The sequence below is a fragment of the Stenotrophomonas sp. 112478_Sma genome (genome assembly GCF_056479905.1).
The window spans coordinates 4,077,927-4,094,065 of sequence record NZ_CM151072.1 but is presented as its reverse complement, the minus strand read 5'-3'; the positions used below and the strand labels follow the sequence as shown (position 1 = coordinate 4,094,065).

Genomic DNA, 16,139 nt, shown 5'->3' with positions numbered 1-16,139 from the left:
CCGATGGACAACATGACCCTGCTGGTGACTGTGCTGAGCATGGTGGGCGTGCGCCTGCCGGTGCTGATCGCGCTGTGCGTGGGTCTGGTGTGGGTGGTGGGCGCGCCGCGCGATGCCACCCGCAGCGGCGCGCTGGCCGGGCTGCTGCTGTTGCTGCTGGCCAGCCTCGGCAGCATGGCAGCGGGCATCCTGCCGATGTGGATGGTCAGCAGCGGTGACTTCAGCGCGGTTTCGAGCATGAGCGCCATCCTGGGCGTGCTGCATTTCGCTCTGGCGATGGTGGAAGCGATCGGCATGGTGCTGCTGGTCTGGGCGCTGGTGCGCCTGCTGCGCCAGCGGCCGCCTGTGGTAGGCCGGTAAGGTCGTGCCGTGCATGGCCCGGCGCGACCGTCGATGGGCGGGTAGCGCCGGGCCATGCACGGCGGAAGCGCCGCATCTGCCCCGGCGCTGTACGGCCATCCAGCCCATGACCGCCAAGGCCCGACGCCGCTGACCCTGTTCAGCGCACGCGCCTCGGTCCCGGCCGCCGGCCATGCGACAATGACCGGCCTGATCCAGCCACGGTAGTTCCCGGCGTGACCGAAACCGTCGCCGCTCCGCGCACGCTCGATGAGCCCTTGAAGGACGCGATCCGCAAGGCCTATACGACGCTGCAGGCCAACACTCCCGGCTTTTCCACGCGCCGCTCGCAGAGCCAGATGATCGGCGTGGTGTCGCGCGCGTTGTCGAAAAGCGGTGGCGTGGGCGTGGTCGAGGCACCCACCGGCGTCGGCAAGAGCCTGGGCTACCTGACCGCCGGCGTGCCGATCGCGCTGGCCAGCAAGAAGAAGCTGGTGATCAGTACCGGTACCGTGGCGCTGCAGTCGCAGCTGGTCGAGCGCGACATCCCGAACTTCCTCAAGGCCACCGGACTGGAAGCGACCGTGGCCCTGGCCAAGGGCCGCACCCGCTACCTGTGCACGCGCAATGCCGCCGAGGCCCAGGGCGAGGGCTCGCAGGGCGGCATGTTCGAGGATGACGCGCCCCTGTTCGACCGGCCGCTGGCGCCGATCGAAATGGACATCGCCAAGCGCCTGACCGACGCCTTCACCAGTGGCAGTTGGGATGGCGACATTGACAACGCACCGGAGACCATCAGCCCGGGCCTGCGTGGCCGCATCACCACGCCGGCGTCGGGTTGTGCCGGGCGGCGCTGTGCGTATTCGGCGCAGTGCGCGGTGCTGCGCTCGCGCAACACCGTGCGTGATGCGCAGATCGTGGTGACCAATCACGCGCTGCTGCTGTCGGCGCTGTCGATCGGCGACAGTGACAATGGCCAGCCGTTGATCGCCGCGCCCTCGGAGATGCTGCTGGTGCTGGACGAGGGCCATCACATCGGCAACGTCGCCATCGACCAGGGCGCGGCCAGCCTGGCGCTGGACGAGATGGCCAAACGCACCGGCCGCCTGCAGATCCTGATTGCCGGCGCGTATCGTGCGGTCGACAAGGACCGCCTCGGCAACCTGCTGCCGAACGAAGCCATCGACGTCGCCAGCAACGTGGCCAAGCAGCTGCGCGCATTCCGCGACCATGTCGAAGCGGTGTGGATGCCAGCGCCGGCCGACGAGGAACCGATGTGGCGCGCGGCCAACGGTCGCCTGCCGGAAGCGTGGCGCGAGCCGATCGAAGCGCTGGCCGACGATACCCGCAGCCTCTACAACTGGGCGCATGCCGCCACCGCGCAGGTGGCCAAGGGCAAGCCGGACGACCCGGCGCGTGAGCGCCTGCAGCGCAACCTCGGCATGGCGCTGGAGATGATCGAGCAGCAGTACAACCTCTGGCAGGCCTGGCGCCGCGAGGACAAGGACGGTGCGCCGCCGATGGCGCGCTGGGTCACCGCCACCCGCGACGGCGATCTGGTCCTGCATGGCTCACCGGTCTCGGCCGCGCATGTGCTGCGCAAGCTGCTGTGGGACGAGGTGGACTCGGTGGTGATGACCTCGGCGACGCTGACCGGCGGTGGCGATTTCCAGTCGCTGGCGATCGACAATGGCATTCCCGAGGAAGCCGAGATGGTTTCGCTGTCCTCGCCGTTCGACCTGCCGAACCAGGCCGAGCTGATCGTGCCGAAGTTCCCGGTCACGCCCGACGACCGCGAAGGCCATCCCCGCGAGGTGGCGCGTTACCTCGATACGGAGCTGGACTGGGCCAAGGGCTCGATGGTGCTGTTCACCTCGCGCTGGAAGATGGAGAAAGTCGCCGGACTGATGCCTGCCGCGCGCCGCAAGCAGGTGCTGGTACAGGGCGAGATGTCCAAGACCCGGCTGATCGACGAACACCTGCGGCGCGTGGCGGCGGGCGAGGGCTCGGTGCTGTTCGGGCTGAACTCGTTCGGCGAGGGCCTCGACCTGCCCGGTGAAGCCTGCACCACGGTGGTGATCACCCAGGTACCGTTCGCGGTGCCGACCGATCCGCAGACCGCTACCCTGAGCGAGTGGTTCGAGGCGCGTGGACTCAACGCGTTCAACCTGATCGCCATTCCACACGCGCTGCGCACGCTGACCCAGTTCGCCGGCCGCCTGATCCGCACCTCCACCGATACCGGGCGCGTGGTCATCCTCGATTCGCGGCTGCTGACCCGCCGTTACGGCAAGCGCATCATCGACGCGCTGCCGCCGTTCAAGCGCGTGATCGGCTGACGATCGGAAGGTAGCGCCGGGCCATGCCCGGCGAGCGCAAAGCGCGGCCTGTGTCAGGTGCCATGACCGATAAGATCGGAACGCCGCCGGGTACGGTCCGGCGACGCCTAATCGCCCAGCAGCGCGGTGTTGCGTACGGCGCCCTTGTCGGCGCTGGTGGCCAGCAGGGCGTAGGCCTTCAACGCGCTGGTGACCTTGCGCGGGCGCGCCTCACGCGGCTTCCATCCCAACGCATCCTGCTCGGCACGGCGCGCATCCAACGTCGCCGCATCCACCAGCAGATCAATCCGCCGCGCCGGAATATCAATGCGGATACGGTCGCCGTCGCGTACCAGCCCGATCGCACCGCCCGCCGCCGCTTCCGGCGAGGCATGCCCGATCGACAACCCGGACGTACCGCCCGAGAAGCGCCCGTCGGTCAGCAGCGCGCACTGCTTGCCCAGTCCCTTCGATTTCAGGTAGCTGGTGGGGTAGAGCATTTCCTGCATGCCGGGGCCGCCTTTCGGGCCTTCGTAGCGGATGACCACCACGTCGCCCGCCTTCACTTCGTCGGCGAGGATGCCGGCCACGGCCGCGTCCTGGCTCTCGAACACGCGCGCGCTGCCCTCGAACACGTGGATGGATTCATCCACGCCTGCGGTCTTCACCACGCAACCGTCTTCGGCCAGATTGCCGCGCAGCACGGCCAGTCCGCCTTCTGCTGAGTAGGCATGCGCGACGCTGCGGATGCAGCCTTCGGCGCGGTCCACGTCCAGCGTGGGCCAGCGCGTGGCCTGGCTGAAAGCCACCTGGGTGGGGATGCCGGCCGGGCCGGCACGGAAGAAGTCGTGCACGCTCGATTCGCTGCTGACCGCCACGTCCCAGCGCTCGAGAGCATCGGCCAGGGTGCGGCTGTGCACGGTCGGCACGGTGGTATCCAACAGGCCGCCGCGCGCCAGCTCGCCCAGGATGCCGTACACGCCACCCGCGCGGTGCACGTCTTCCATGTGGTACCTGGGCGTGTTCGGCGCCACCTTGCACAGCTGCGGCACGCGCCGTGACAGCGCATCGATGTGGGTCAGGTCGAAGTCCACTTCGGCTTCCTGCGCGGCGGCCAGCAGGTGCAGGATGGTATTGGTCGATCCGCCCATGGCGATGTCCAGGGTCATCGCATTGGCGAACGCGGCCTGCGTGGCGATGCCCCGCGGCAGCGCGCTTTCTTCCTCGCCGCCGTACCAGCGGTGGCACAGTTCGACGATCAGGCGGCCCGCGCGCAGGAACAGCTGTTCGCGGTCGGCATGGGTGGCCAGGGTCGAGCCGTTGCCGGGCAGCGACAGGCCCAGCGCTTCGGTCAGGCAGTTCATCGAGTTGGCGGTGAACATGCCCGAACAGGAGCCGCAGGTGGGGCAGGCGCTGCGCTCGAACTCGGCCACCTTTTCATCGCTGGCGCTCTCGTCGGCGGCGATGACCATCGCATCGACCAGATCCAGCTTGTGCTCGGACAGCCGGGTCTTGCCCGCTTCCATCGGCCCGCCGGACACGAACACCACCGGGATGTTCAGGCGCAGTGCGGCCATCAGCATGCCAGGGGTGATCTTGTCGCAGTTGGAAATGCACACCAGCGCATCGGCGCAGTGCGCGTTGACCATGTACTCGACCGAGTCGGCGATGATCTCGCGGCTGGGCAGTGAATACAGCATGCCGTCGTGGCCCATCGCGATACCGTCGTCCACGGCGATCGTGTTGAACTCCTTGGCGACGCCGCCGACCTTCTCGATCTCGCGCGCGACCAGCTGGCCGAGGTCCTTCAGGTGCACGTGGCCCGGTACGAACTGGGTGAACGAGTTGGCGATGGCGATGATCGGCTTGTGGAAATCGCCGTCCTTCATGCCGGTGGCACGCCACAGGGCGCGGGCGCCGGCCATGTTGCGGCCGGCGGTGGAGGTGCGGGAGCGGTATTCGGGCATGGCTGGCGGAACGGGCGGGCCGTACGACATGGGGTGTCGGACGATCATCGCCAATTTTTTCGGTTGCTGCTGCAACCACCGCTCGTCTGCGCGGCGCCGCCGGGCGATGCGGCGATGGCGGATCGGGCCTGACGAAAATGAAACGCCGTTCATCTTTCGGACTTTGCCGATTCCGGTTGTTGGCCCGGATCGGGCATCATTGGGGTATTGATCCGCTGCTTGAGGCATGAGGCCATGAAACGTTCCCGCACCACCGCGCTGCTGCTGATGAGCGCCGCACCGCTGCTGTTCACCGCCTGCCAGAAGGAGCCGGAGGTGAAGGTGCAGGAAGGCCTGTTCACTTCGGTCGAGGCCTGCACCGAGGCCACCGGTGATCCGTCGTCGTGCCGCAATGCGTTCGCCGAGGCGCAGAAGCAGGCCGCCGACGCTGCGCCGAAGTACGCCACCAAGGAGGCCTGCGAGCAGGACTACAAGCCGGAGCAGTGCGTGCAGCAGCACACATCGGCAGGTACCTCGTTCATCGGCCCGATGATGATGGGCTTCTTCATGTCCCAGATGCTGAGCAACCGCGGTGGTCTGGCCCCGCAGGCGCCGGCGTCGGCACCGGCCTACCAGGACAAGAATGCGGGTTGGGCGCGTTCGGCCCCGGGCGGTACGGGGGGCCTGAACACCGCCAGCGGCATCGGCGCCGGCAAGGCTGGCCTGGCACCGGTCACCAGCGAGCCGAACCGTGCCGTCACCGCCAGCCGGGGTGGCTTCGGCAACACCAGCGCGCGTCGCAGCACCAGCGGCAGCTACGGCGGCTGATCGACCCATGCAGCGTATCCGTATCGCCGAGCGCGCCCACTGGCGGGCGCGCGCGGAGGAAGCCGGTTTCCGCTTCCACACCATCGACGGCCAGCCGTACTGGGATGAAAGCGCGTATTACGCCTTCACCCTGCGCCAGATCGAACAGGACATCGAAGATCCCAGCGCCGAGCTGCACCAGATGGCGCTCGACCTTGTGGGCGACGTGGTGGCCAGCGAGCGGCTGATGGACCAGCTGGCGATTCCCGCGCATTACCGCGACTGGATCGCCGACAGCTGGCGCCAACGCCAGCCGCATCTGTACGGCCGGCTCGATCTGGCCTATGACGGTACCGGTCCGGCCAAGCTGTACGAGCTGAACTACGACACGCCAACCTCGCTGTTCGAGGCCAGTTTCTTCCAGTGGCAGTGGCTGGAGGACCAGCGCAACGCCGGCCGCCTGCCGCAGCATGCCGACCAGTTCAACGCCATCCATGAGGCACTGGTCGAACGTTTCGGCGAGCTCGCCGGCCGCCTGCCGCCACCGCTGTACTTCAGCGCCGTGGGCAGTTCGGAAGAGGACCGCGGCACGGTGGAATACCTGCGCGACTGTGCTTCGCAGGCAGGCCTGCACGGGCAGGGCATCGCCATCGAAGACATCGGCTTGTCCGCGGATGGCCGCTTCACCGCGCTGGACGATTCGGTGATCGGCACGCTGTTCAAGCTGTATCCGCTGGAAGACCTGATGGCCGAGGAGTTTGGCCGCGCGCTGCCCGGCTCGGGCGTGCAGCTGCTGGAACCGGCATGGAAGGCGGTGCTGAGCAACAAGGGCATCCTGCCATTGCTGTGGCAGCGCAATGTCGGCCACCCGAACCTGCTGGAGGCGCACTTCGACGACGGCAGCGCGCTGGCCACCGGATGGGTGCGCAAGCCGCTGTTCTCGCGCGAAGGCGCCAACATCGAAATGCACCTGGCCGATGGCAGTACCCAGCGCAGCGACGGCCCCTACGATGGACCGGCGATCATCCAGCGCGCGCATCCGCTGACCCGCTTCGAAGGCGGTTATCCGCTGATCGGCAGCTGGGTGGTCGGTGACCACGCCTGTGGCATCGGCATCCGCGAGGACGACAGCGCGATCACCCGCGACAGCGCGCGCTTCGTACCGCACGCGATCGTTGACGAGGCGCCGACGCGGATCTACGTCTGAGCACGGTGCGCACCCGCACACGTAGTGGACGGTAGCGCCGGGCCATGCCCGGCGTGTGCGGTGATCCGCCGGGCATGGCCCGGCGCTACCGGTCAGAGCAGGCCTTCGCGCTTCACGGCCAGGTAGCGTTCCACCAGCGCGGCCGGCAGGGCATCGGCGGTCACGTCCAGAACCATCACCTTCTCGCTGCGCAGTGCCTCGTGCGCCTTCGCGCGCTGCTGCAGGTACAGCGCCGCGGCGCCGGCCTGCGCGGCGTCCTCCAGCGTATGCACCTCGCCTTCGAGCGCGCCGTCCAGCTCGTGCTCGCGTAGGCTGGCCACGCACACCAGGTGGCGGCGCTGCAGCAGGCGCACCGCGGCCAGGAGGTCCTCGATGTCTTCGTCGCGCACGTTGCTGACCAGCATCACCAGCGCACGGCGTCGCTGGCGCAGGGATACTTCGGTGGCGGCGGCCAGGTAATCGGTGGCTACCGGCTGCGGCTGCAGGTCGTAGCTGGCCCGCAGCAGATGCTCGACGGTGCCCATGCCGCGCTGTGGCTGCACCCACCGACGCTCGCCGCCGACGGCGAACAGGCCAGCCGCATCGCCCTGCCGCAACGCCAGATAGGCGACCACCAGCGAGGCGTTCAAGGCATGGTCGAAGTGCGAGAGTCCGCCTTCGCTGGCCAGCATGCGGCGGCCACTGTCGAGCATCAGCAGCAACTGCTGGTTCTTCTCGTCTTGGTACTCGCGGGAGATCAGCTTGCGTGCGCGGGCTGTGGCCTTCCAGTCGAGCTGGCGCAGGCTGTCGCCGACGCGGTACTCGCGCATCTGGTGGAAGTCAGTGCCTTCACCACGCCGGCGCTTCACGTGGGCGCCCACCAGACGTGAGGCCTGATCGGCGCTGAACAGCGCGAAGCGGGTCAGCGGCACGAAGTTCGGATAGACGCGGACGTCCAGCAGAGGGGGCAGGGTGCGCTGCTGCCACCACAGGCGCCATGGCGAGCGGATGCGCAGCTGCACGCCCTCGAAGCGGAAGCGTCCGCGCTGCTGCGGCTGCAGGGCGTAGTGCAGCGCGCAGGCATGCCCGGGACGCAGCTGCACGCGCTGGGGCAGCGACTCCAGTGGCCAGCCACCCGGCACCAGATCGAATACCTGCACCCGCATCGGCTCTGTGGTCTGCAGGCGCAGGCCCACCTCGCGGCGCACGCCCAGGGCCAGCGCTTCGGGCAGCTCGCGCTGCACCTGTGGCGACGGTCGCCGGGCCTGCCGCCACAGGTCCAGCAACGCCAGCGTACCGATCACAGTGGCAACCAGTGCCCAGCTCCAGCGCGGCAATGCGCCGGCCAGCACCACGCCTCCCAGCGCAGCCCAGGCCAGCAGCAGGACCAGCAGCAGCGGCGCAGGCCTCATCGGCGCGGTGCTTCCACCTTGGCCAGCAGCGCACCCAGCACATCGTCGGCGTCCTGGCCTTCGATCTGCAGTTCCGGTGCCAGCGCGATACGGTGGCGCAGCGCCGGACGCGCGATGTCGCGCACGTCATCGGGGGTGACGAAGTCACGACCGGCCAGCACGGCCTGCGCGCGCGCAGCACGCACCAGTGCGATGCTGCCGCGCGGTCCAGCGCCCACGGCGATACCGGGCCATTGCCGGGTGGCGGCGACGATGCGCACGGCGTAGTCGATCACCTCGTCATCGACGGTGATCGCGGCCGTGGCCTGCTGCAGCTGCAGCAGTTCTCCGGCGCCCAGTACGCGCGGCACCCGGCTCAGATCGAAATCGCTGGCGGCGCGGCCACGGGTGATGTCCGTGACCATGCGTTTCTCGTCCTCCAGCTGCGGATAGTCGATCAGCACCTTCAACAGGAAGCGATCCAGCTGCGCTTCCGGCAGCGGGTAGGTGCCTTCCTGTTCCAGCGGGTTCTGCGTGGCCAGGGCCATGAACGGGGGCGCCAGGGTGAACGCCTTGCCTTCGATGGTCACCTGGCCCTCCTGCATCACTTCCAGCAGTGCGGACTGGGTCTTGGCCGGTGCCCGGTTGATCTCGTCGGCCAGCAGCAGGTTGGTGAACACCGGCCCGCGACGGATCTTGAAGCTCTCGCTCTTCGGATCGTAGACGGCGTGGCCGCTGACATCGCTGGGCATCAGGTCCGGCGTGAACTGCACGCGGCCATAGTCCAGTTCCAGTGCCTGCGCCAGTGCGCGCACCAGCAGTGTCTTGCCCAGTCCGGGCACGCCTTCGATCAGGACATGGCCGCCAGCCAGAAGGGCAACCAGGATCTGGTCAAGCACGTCGGCCTGGCCGATGAAGGCGTGGCCAACGGCCTGGCGGATGGCGTCGACGCGTTCGATCAGGCGGGCATTGGCGGCCGCCGGACGTTCGGGGACTTCGGTCATAGCAGGGATCTCATCTGGAGCAGCAAGCGGATGCGCTCGCGCAGGGCGGAGGAATCGTGCGGCGGAGGCGGAGTCAGGGCACTGGCAACGCGGCTGCGCGGCCACTGCAGCAGTTCGGCGATGGCCTGTTCGCGTGGCGCGCCTTCCAGCGCAGCAGCGAGTGGCGCGCGCAGGCGCAGGCGATGCACGAACAGGGCATGCACGGCCTGGTACAGGCGCACGCCCTGGCCGAAGCGCAGCAGCAGTTCGCCGCTGGCGCGCACATGTTCCAGCAGCGAGCGGCGCTCGATCACGGGTGATGGCAACAGGCTGCCGAACCGCTGCGAGCGCGCCCACAGCCAGGCCAGCAGTGCCATCAGCAGCGGTACCCACAGCGGCCAGCCCTGGTAGAACAGGCGCACCCACAGTGACGGCGGACGACTGGCATAGACCAGCCACATGGCGCCCTTGCCGTAATTGGGATCGAGCAGGTAGCGGGTCAGATCGCGGTGGGAACGGTCGTGCAGGCCGTCGCTGGCCTGGCCCTTGGCTGCGGCCATCCGCGCGGCCTGCGACTCCACTTCGCTGCGCATGAAATCCATGTCCGCCAGCACGCTCACCCGGCCCTGGCCGTGACGCAGGCGCGCGAACACCAGGTCGTGCCCGCTGCCCCACCGGCGTTCGGTCCGCGCCTCAGCGGCGAAGCCAAGCGTGAAGCGGCGGCCCTGGCAGAATTCCACGTGGCCGGGATCGTCCTGGACATGGAAGGGCTGGCAGTCGCTGCGCTGGTAAAGGCTGTCCACGCCGAGTGCATCCAGCAGCGGCCCCTGCGTGCTGCCGGCATCGTCCTCGGCCGGCGGCGGCGTGCGCAGCAGCAGATGGCCACCGCCGTCGACCCACGCCAACAGCGCCCTGGCGGCCGGCGCCGGCAGCTCGCTGCTGTCCTGCAGCAGCACCACCGTGTCCTGCGGCCCCAGCGCCATCTGCTGCAGGTCCAGCCGCGGCCGCGCATGCACCTCGATGCCATCGGCGCGCAGCGCCTGCCCGAGCACGTACAGCGGGTTGTAACGGGCCTCGCCCTGCGGTGGCAGCGTGACCGTTTCGGTGACCCGCTCATGGGTACGCATGAACAGGATCGCCAGTGGCACGCCGAGCAGCAGCAGCGTCCCCAGCAACAGTGACCAGAACAGGCGCGGGTTCATGCCTGCCACCCGTACTGCTGGCGCAGGGTCGTGGCCAGCGCATCGAAATCGCCGCGGCTGGGCAGGTGACCACCGTAGGCGGCGTATTGCCACATCCGCACGATCCGCGCGAACAGTTCACGGTCGACGCTGTCGGGCATGCGTCGCGAGGCACGCAGGCACTGCGATTCGGTGGCGCCCGGAGGCAGTGCGATGCCGGCACGCTCGCTGACCGTGCGCACGCTGGCCCGGTACAACAGGGCCAGCGCCTGGCGCGGCCGGCCCTGGTCCCACAGCAGACCAGCCTGGGTCGCCACATCCGGCGGCAGCACCACCGGCAGCTCGACCTGTTCCTCGACCACGTGCGGCGCCGCTGCGGCCCTGCGGCGGCCCGAGCCGCGCAGCCACGGCAGCCACAACCGTGCAGTCAGCACCAGCACCAGAAGGAGGGCACCGAGCAGGCCCCACAGGCCCCATTCGGCCAATCGCGCCAGCCAGGCGATGCTGCTGCTGCGCGACGTGCGTTGGCTCTGGCTGCTGCCGTCGCGTTCCAGTTCCTTGCGTGCGTCCTTTTTCTCTTCCGCCTCTTCGATCGCTTTCCACTGCGTGACCTGGCGGGTCGGGCGCTGCAACGGATCCTCGTAGGCGCGGCTCACGGCCTGGCGGAAGCCCGCGGTATCCACCGGGGTGTCGCCGAAGATCATGGCGGGTGTATCGCCGGGGCTGATCTGCGGTGCCCGGCGCGCGTCGCTCTTGCGGTTGCTCGATGCGTCACCCTCCTGCGCGTGCACCGGCATGGAGGTGAGCGGCAGTGCCAGGCACAGCAGCAGCGCCAGCGACGAGGCAACCGGCAGCAGGCGTTCGCGCAGCCGGCGCAGGGCGATCTCCACGTCCCAGGCTTCCATCTGCGTACGTCGATTCAAGTACAGGCCGAACCCGGCGCCGACGTAGAACGGCCCGATCAGCACGGAGGCCAGCCAGCAGGCCAGATTGAATCCCAGCTTCGCCCAGGCGGGCGTGTCCTTGCCGATCATGTCCCAGGCCGCGCGCCAGGAATCGGAGAGCAGCTCGAACGGGATGAACATGAACACCGCGCCGATCGCGCCTGCGACCAGTACGCCCTCGAACACCATGCAGGCTACGGTCAGCACCAGCGCCGGACCCGCCGCGCCGGCTGCGACCGCGCGCCGGCGCGGGCCACGCTGTTCGGCGGTGTTGCCCTCCAGCAGGTTGACCGGCAGGCACAGGCTGCGCAGCACGCTGAAGCGACGCCAGCCCAGGTAGCCCCAGAAACCACGGTTGCCCCACTGCCGCTGTGCCCGCAGGGCGGCCAGGGCGGTGACCGGCTCGCCGAACACACCGCGTGACAGCACATACAGCGGCGCGCGTTCGAACACGGGCTTGCACCACCACATCAGCAGCCAGGCCAGGCCAAATGCGTCCAGCCACCAGCCCAGTGCGTTGGCGATCACGAACAGTGGTGCGCTGGCCAGCAGCCAGCTGCCCCACACCGCACGCGCATGCCGGCGGGTCAGCGCGCTGCCCAGCTCCATCGCTTCCCAGCCGCTGCGTGCGCGCAGCACGACGTCCAGGCGATCAATGCGCATCGCCGCCTCCGCGTCCGCCACGCCACAACCACAGCAGCACGCCGGCCCACAGCACCCCGGCCACACTGAACTTGCCCCACGCCGGCACTTCGGCAATGGACGACCAGAACGCCTCCACGAACGCCGCGACCAGCAACATGAAGGCCACGCCCAGGCACAGCCGGGCACCGATGCGGCCACCTTCGACCAGTGCGTCCAGGCGGCTGCGGCGTCCGGGCGCCAGCAGCTTCATGCCCAGCTGCAGACCGGCGCCGCCTGCGATGACGATGGCGGTGAGCTCGAATGCACCGTGGCCGACCACGAAGCGCCAGAAGGGATCACCATGGCCGATGTGCTGCAGGTGGCCGGCCACCGCGCCGATGATGACGCCGTTGAACAACAGCACCAGCAGCGTGCCCAGCCCGGCCAGCAGGCCGCTGGCGAAAGTGCGCAGGGCGATGCTGATGTTGTTCATGATGTAGTGGCCGAACATCATCCAGTCGGTACCGCTGTCGCGGCCCAGGCGTTCGGCAGCCGGGTCGTACATGCGTTCCATTTCGGCGATCTGGCGGTTGTCCATCACCTGGTGGATCAGGTCCGGGTACAGCTGCACCAGCACGAAGCAGCCCACCGCCGGCAGCGCGAACATCGCCAGGGCGGCCCACATGCTGCGTGCCTGGCTGCGCACCAGCAGCGGGAAATCGGCCACCAGGAATTCAAGCGCGCGCCGCCAGCGCGTGGGAGGCGTCCGGTACAGCACGCTGTGGCCCTGCTGCATCAGCTGTTGCAGGCGCTGCACCAACTGCGGGCTGTAGCCCCGCTCACGGGCCAGTGCCAGCTGCTGGCACAGCCGCCGGTAACGCTGTGGAAACGCAGTGTCGTCCAGCGTGGTGGCCGCGGGCTGGCGGCGGCGACGGCGGGAGGCGCCGGCACGCAGCAGCAGCCACTGCTCCAGGTCCAGCCATTCCTGCTGATGGCGGGCGACGAACTGTTCCTGCTTCATCGCCGTCCCAGCAACCAGTTGGCCATCGCATACAGGCGCAGCACGCCGACCTGGCCATGGGTGCCGGTCAATGGTTCGGCGATGGCGGCCAGTTCCTGCTGGCGGAGCGGTGCCAGCCGCGGGGCACGCTCGGCGAAGGCCAGCAGCGCCGCCTGTTCCTCCGGCCGCAGCGGCTGCGGCGGCGCCAGCACGCTGTCGATGGTGGCCGGCGGCGGCAGGTACAGCGCCGGCGCGTGCACCACCACGGTGCCGGCGACCAGATCGCCCAGGCGGCGGCCGTGCGCGTCGAACAGGCTGCTGAGCAGGCCCAGCGCGTAAGCGAACGGCAGCATGTCGACGGTCCGCAGCAGGTTGCGGGTGATCGCCGCCATCCAGCCCACCGGCGCGCCATCACGGGCCAGCACGCGCAGGCCCAGCGCGCGCTTGCCCGGGGTGCGGCCCCACAGCGCCTCGCAGACGATCGGATACGCCCAGTACACCAGGAACATCAGGGCCAGGTAGAGGCCGGTGCCGAATTCCTTCAACAGTGCCAGCGGGATCGACAGCGCGGCAAGAATCGCGAAACGAATGGCCAGATCGACCAGCCAGGCCAGCGCACGTGGCACCGGACCGGCGGCCGGCAGCTGCAGCGGCACGCCTTCCGGCGTCACCACCTCGCGGTAGGTGTCGAGCATCGGTGCGGCCATCAGAGCGACGGCCTTCGTTGTGGGCGCTGGAGTCCTCTCCGGCTGGCAACCACAGGCATGGGGGTCTCGACAGTTCCTGGTCGGGCCCAGACTTTAGCAGAGCGCGCCGGCAGTCGAGGGCCTCAGCCCAGGTATTCGTCCTTCAGCCGAACGTAGTGGTCGGCCGAGTAATGCAGCGACTCGATCTCCCTGTCGCTCAGCATGCGCGCCGGCCGGGCGGGATTGCCCAGCCAGAGTTCGCCTTCGCCGACCACCTTGCCCGGGCCCACCACTGCACCAGCACCGACGAAGCCGTGGCGCTCCACGCGCGCGCCATCGAGGATGCAGGCGCCCATTCCGATCAGGCTGTAATCACCGATGCTGCAGGCATGGATGATGCAGCCGTGGCCGACTGTCACGCCTTCGCCGATCAGGGTCGGATGGCCGGCCTTGTTGTACGGGCTGTGATGGCTGACGTGGATGATGGTGCCGTCCTGCACGTTGGTGCGGGCGCCGATGCGGACGAAATTGACGTCGCCACGGATGACGGTACCCGGCCAGATCGAAACATCGTCGGCAAGCTCCACGTCACCAATGAGGGTACACGCCGGGTCGACGTATACGCGTGCGCCGAGCACCGGCATCTTGTCGCGGAAAGGGCGCAGCGGGGTCATCGGTGTCTCCGGAAATCAGGGCGATCGCGACGATGATACGCGGGCCGCTGCGCTCGCCGGGCATGGCCCGGCGCCACCGTCGATGCTGCGTTACGCCACGCGTCCGCGCCGTGCACGCTCCAGGTGCACCAGCAGCAGCGAGATCGCGGCCGGCGTCATGCCGGGGATGCGCTGCGCCTGGCCAATGGTCTGCGGACGCACACGTTCCAGCTTCTGCAGCACTTCCGCCGACAGGCCACGCACGCTGGCGTAGTCGAAGCCTTCAGCGATCGGCGTGGCTTCGTGCCGCTGCTGGCGCGCGATCTCGTCGCGCTGGCGGTCCAGGTAGCCGGCGTACTTCACGCCGATCTCGACCTGCTCGGCCACCTTGCCATCGGCCACTGCCGGGCCGAGCGAGGGCACCTGCATCAGCTGCGCGTAATCCAGCTCGGGGCGCTTGATCAGGTCGAGCACATTGGTTTCGCGGCTGACGGTCACCCCCAGCGTGTCCTGCACTTCGCGCCCCAGGGCATTGGCCGGGGTCGCCCACAGCGCACCGAGCCGCGCACGTTCGGCGGCTACGGCAGCCTGCTTGGCCTCGAACGTCATCCAGCGCCGATCATCGACCAGTCCCATGTCGCGGCCAACCGGAGTCAGGCGCTGGTCGGCGTTGTCCTCGCGCAGCTGCAGCCGGTACTCGGCGCGGCTGGTGAACATGCGGTACGGCTCGTTGGTGCCGTGGGTGATCAGATCATCCACCAGCACGCCCAGATACGCTTCGTCGCGGCGCGGGCACCAGCCATCCAGGCCGCGCACCTGGCGGGCCGCATTGAGGCCGGCCAGCAGGCCCTGCGCGGCCGCCTCTTCATAACCGGTGGTGCCGTTGATCTGGCCAGCGAAGAACAGGCCGTTGACCAGCTTGGTTTCCAGCGAAGCCTTCAACCCGCGCGGATCGAAGAAGTCGTACTCGATGGCGTAGCCGGGGCGGGTGATGTGCGCGTTCTGGAAGCCCCGGATGCTGCGCACCATCTCCAGCTGCACGTCGAACGGCAGCGAGGTGGAGATGCCGTTGGGATAGATCTCGACGATGCCCAGCCCCTCAGGCTCGACGAAGATCTGGTGGCTGGCCTTTTCGGCGAAGCGCACCACCTTGTCCTCGATGGAGGGGCAGTAACGCGGGCCGATGCCTTCGATCTGGCCGCTGTACAGCGGCGAGCGGTGCAGGGCGTCACGGATGATCTGGTGGGTCTGCTCGGTGGTATGGGTGATCCAGCAGCTGACCTGCTGCGGATGTTCGTCCACCGAGCCGAGGAAGGACATCACCGGCCGCGGCGTATCACCGGGCTGCTCGTCCATCACGCTGTAATCCAGCGAGCGGCCGTCGATGCGCGGTGGCGTGCCGGTCTTCAGGCGGTCGACCTGGAACGGGCGCTCGCGCAGGCGTGCGGCCAGCGTGGTGGCCGGCGGATCGCCCATGCGGCCGGCGGCGTACTGGGTCGGACCGACGTGGATCTTGCCGGCCAGGAAGGTGCCGGCGGTCAGCACCACCGCCTCCGCATCGAAGCGCAGGCCGGTCTGGGTGATGACGCCGCGCACGGCGTCGCCCTCGATGACCAGATCATCGACGGCCGCCTGGAACACGGTCAGGTTGGCCTGGCCCTCGACGAGGGCGCGGATCGCCATGCGGTACAGGTTGCGGTCGGCCTGGCAGCGGGTGGCGCGCACCGCCGGACCCTTGGAGGCATTGAGCGTGCGCCACTGGATGCCGGCGCGGTCGGCGGCATGCGCCATCGCCCCGCCAAGCGCGTCGATCTCCTTGACCAGATGGCCCTTGCCGATACCGCCGATGGCCGGATTGCAGCTCATCGCGCCCACCGTTTCGATGTTGTGGGTCAGCAGGAGGGTGCGCACGCCGGTGCGGGCCGCGGCCAGCGCGGCCTCGGTGCCGGCGTGGCCACCGCCGATGACGATGACGTCGTAACGATGGAAGGAGTGGGTCATGGGGGCGGAGTCGATGGGGGCGGGCGCGGCCGGAGGCGGTGCCGGGGTGGCGATTTTAGCGCCATTCGGCAGGGCGACGC

Annotated in this window: 13 protein-coding genes; 4 read left to right on the top strand and 9 right to left on the bottom strand. The window is 68.9% G+C overall.

Annotated features, from left to right (window positions below):
* The first annotated feature begins 3 nt into the window (after positions 1 to 3).
* On the top strand, positions 4 to 360 hold the full coding sequence (locus ACZK08_RS18620; RefSeq protein ID WP_065181457.1) for a hypothetical protein: 357 nt from the start codon (positions 4 to 6) through the stop codon (positions 358 to 360).
* A 215-nt stretch (positions 361 to 575) separates the two neighbouring features.
* Positions 576 to 2,678 (top strand): ATP-dependent DNA helicase DinG, encoded by a 2,103-nt coding sequence (gene dinG / locus ACZK08_RS18615; RefSeq protein ID WP_065181458.1) that lies wholly within the window; start codon positions 576 to 578, stop codon positions 2,676 to 2,678.
* A gap of 107 nt (positions 2,679 to 2,785) precedes the next feature.
* Here dinG and ilvD read toward each other — a convergent pair whose 3' ends face one another.
* Positions 2,786 to 4,624 (bottom strand): dihydroxy-acid dehydratase, encoded by a 1,839-nt coding sequence (ilvD, locus tag ACZK08_RS18610; protein WP_065174513.1) that lies wholly within the window; start codon positions 4,622 to 4,624, stop codon positions 2,786 to 2,788.
* A gap of 234 nt (positions 4,625 to 4,858) precedes the next feature.
* Between ilvD and ACZK08_RS18605 the strand changes: the two genes are divergently transcribed.
* Positions 4,859 to 5,431 carry a DUF1190 domain-containing protein gene (locus ACZK08_RS18605; protein ID WP_053517972.1) on the top strand — a complete coding sequence of 191 codons (573 nt, stop codon included), beginning with the start codon at positions 4,859 to 4,861 and terminating at the stop codon, positions 5,429 to 5,431.
* A 7-nt stretch (positions 5,432 to 5,438) separates the two neighbouring features.
* Positions 5,439 to 6,617, top strand: a complete 1,179-nt coding sequence (locus ACZK08_RS18600; RefSeq protein ID WP_065174309.1) for a glutathionylspermidine synthase family protein — start codon at positions 5,439 to 5,441, stop codon at positions 6,615 to 6,617.
* Between the two features lie 92 nt (positions 6,618 to 6,709).
* On the opposite strand, the gene ACZK08_RS18595 is transcribed toward ACZK08_RS18600, so the two are convergent.
* The 8 genes from ACZK08_RS18595 to mnmG all read right to left on the bottom strand — a co-directional run bounded on the left by ACZK08_RS18595 (position 6,710) and on the right by mnmG (position 16,059).
* Positions 6,710 to 8,008 (bottom strand): DUF58 domain-containing protein, encoded by a 1,299-nt coding sequence (locus ACZK08_RS18595; protein WP_065181459.1) that lies wholly within the window; start codon positions 8,006 to 8,008, stop codon positions 6,710 to 6,712.
* Positions 8,005 to 8,991: an AAA family ATPase gene (locus ACZK08_RS18590; RefSeq protein ID WP_065181460.1), complete on the bottom strand. Its 987-nt coding sequence runs from the start codon at positions 8,989 to 8,991 to the stop codon at positions 8,005 to 8,007. Before ACZK08_RS18590 ends, ACZK08_RS18595 begins: the two co-directional genes overlap by 4 nt.
* On the bottom strand, positions 8,988 to 10,172 hold the full coding sequence (locus ACZK08_RS18585) for a DUF4350 domain-containing protein (protein WP_065181461.1): 1,185 nt from the start codon (positions 10,170 to 10,172) through the stop codon (positions 8,988 to 8,990). Before ACZK08_RS18585 ends, ACZK08_RS18590 begins: the two co-directional genes overlap by 4 nt.
* Entirely contained in the window at positions 10,169 to 11,758 is a 1,590-nt protein-coding gene (locus ACZK08_RS18580) for a DUF4129 domain-containing protein (protein ID WP_065181462.1), read from the bottom strand. The genes ACZK08_RS18585 and ACZK08_RS18580 overlap by 4 nt, the downstream gene beginning before the upstream one ends.
* Positions 11,748 to 12,740: a stage II sporulation protein M gene (locus ACZK08_RS18575; protein WP_053517980.1), complete on the bottom strand. Its 993-nt coding sequence runs from the start codon at positions 12,738 to 12,740 to the stop codon at positions 11,748 to 11,750. Before ACZK08_RS18575 ends, ACZK08_RS18580 begins: the two co-directional genes overlap by 11 nt.
* On the bottom strand, positions 12,737 to 13,426 hold the full coding sequence (locus tag ACZK08_RS18570) for an RDD family protein (RefSeq protein ID WP_053517981.1): 690 nt from the start codon (positions 13,424 to 13,426) through the stop codon (positions 12,737 to 12,739). The genes ACZK08_RS18575 and ACZK08_RS18570 overlap by 4 nt, the downstream gene beginning before the upstream one ends.
* A 122-nt stretch (positions 13,427 to 13,548) precedes the next feature.
* Positions 13,549 to 14,079, bottom strand: a complete 531-nt coding sequence (locus tag ACZK08_RS18565; protein ID WP_053517982.1) for a gamma carbonic anhydrase family protein — start codon at positions 14,077 to 14,079, stop codon at positions 13,549 to 13,551.
* A gap of 90 nt (positions 14,080 to 14,169) precedes the next feature.
* Complete coding sequence (mnmG, locus tag ACZK08_RS18560) at positions 14,170 to 16,059, bottom strand: tRNA uridine-5-carboxymethylaminomethyl(34) synthesis enzyme MnmG (protein WP_065181463.1); 1,890 nt, start codon at positions 16,057 to 16,059, stop codon at positions 14,170 to 14,172.
* Between the last annotated feature and the right edge of the window lie 80 nt (positions 16,060 to 16,139).